Below are 1,737 nucleotides of genomic sequence, written 5' to 3'. Positions count from 1 at the left end.
GCTTCATGCTGGTTATGCTCAGTTAGAAAAAGGTTTAAGTTCGTACGATCAATATTTCGGAAGTATTTCTCAAGCGATTGATGGTGCGAAAAAAGGATATRAACAAATTGAAACGYTAATGAACAATTTCATTCAAACAAAACCAGAATTAGCAAATGATCCTAATGTGCAGCAAACATTAGGAATTGCAAAAGAGGCTCAGAAGCAATTGAGTGGGCTTTCCAACGAATTAAATCAATTAGCAACGCAGCACAAAGCAGCGATGAGTTCATTTAAAGAAGCAAATCAATCATTATTAAAAGTAGATAATGGTTTAAAGGAAATGAACAATGGAGTAACGCAACTACAAAAAGGAGCTGCTGAACTGAAAAATGGATTGAACGAAGGAGCTACAGGTTCAAAACAAATTTCGAACAAATCGGCTGACTTACAATCTGGATTAACGAAAATAAACGATGGACAAGGACAGTTATTAACTGGACTGAAAGATTTGCAAGAAAAGATGGGGCAATTACAATCAGGCTTATCTAAAAGTACAGAAGGGCTTGGAAAAGTAAGTAATGGCCTAGGGGATGCTCAAAAATATTTAGGAGAGCTAAATGAGTCGAAAAGCTCTGAGAAATTTTATATTCCGAAAGAAGTTTTAGAAGGAGAAGATTTCCAAAAAGCATTGAATACGTACATGTCACATGATAGAAAAACTGCTAAAATGACAATTATTTTAGACGTAAACCCGTATTCAAAAGAAGCGATGCCTATCATTCAAGAAATTAATAAAACGATAGATGGTACGTTAAAGGGAACAGAACTAAATGATGCGAAAAAAGCAATTGGCGGGACAACAGCTAGAAACGTTGATTTAAAAGAAGTAACCGGGCAAGATTTCCTACGTACTGCTACGATTATGTTATTAGGGATTTCGCTTGTATTAATCGTGATTACACGCTCATTCTTAAACTCAATCTTTATTATTGGGTCGTTAATTTTAGCGTACTTTGCATCACTTGGTATAAGTGAACAAATTAGTGCACATGTATTAAACGTAGAGTCATTAAGCTGGAATGTTCCATTCTTTAGCTTCATTATGATTGTCGCTTTAGGAGTGGATTATAGCATCTTCGTTATGATGCGATACAATGAGCTAGAAGGGGATTCAGTAACGAAAATTGTAAATGCATCTCGTCACATAGGAGGAGTCGTATTATCAGCGGCACTTATTTTAGGMGGRACATTTGCWGCRTTAATTCCTTCAGGAGTATTGACACTTATACAAGTAGCATCCGTTGTTGGCGTTGCGCTTTTACTATTAGCTTTAATTGTAATGCCGATATTATTACCTGCTTTAATAGGATTGGCGAGTAAATTGAAGAGTTATAAAGAGAAAATAATAAATGCGAAATAAGAAAAACCTGTAGGGAACGTTTTCTCTACAGGTTTTTTGTATATAAAATATGAAATGGAAAAATGATCCAATGTATTACAGAATGAGAAGCGAATGGGGATATTAGAAAGAGGTCGATGATATATATAAAATAGCTAGGGGAATGGATAAAAACTATTCGATTTCATTGTAGAAAGCTAATCAACCGTTGCTATTCATCCAGCTTCTACTATATAATAGCTATAGTCTACAATAATTGAGTCGTAATATGCGATTTTTTAAGACAATCGGTGAGAAAACGCTGAAATAAGCGGTATTAGTAGGAGGACACAAATGATTACAGTAAGTAACGTTAG

General features: G+C 35.0%; 1 protein-coding gene. It reads left to right on the top strand.

All coding sequences use genetic code 11. The annotated features are described in order from the left end of the window. Positions 1–1,402 (top strand): MMPL family transporter (locus tag AC1DJR_RS28765; protein ID WP_477004126.1); only part of this gene is annotated, 1,402 nt, incomplete at its 5' end. Positions 1,403–1,737: the final 335 nt, after the last annotated feature.

The organism is Bacillus sp. 05T31 (assembly GCF_056396725.1).
This window is presented reverse-complemented; position numbering and strand designations above follow the sequence as displayed.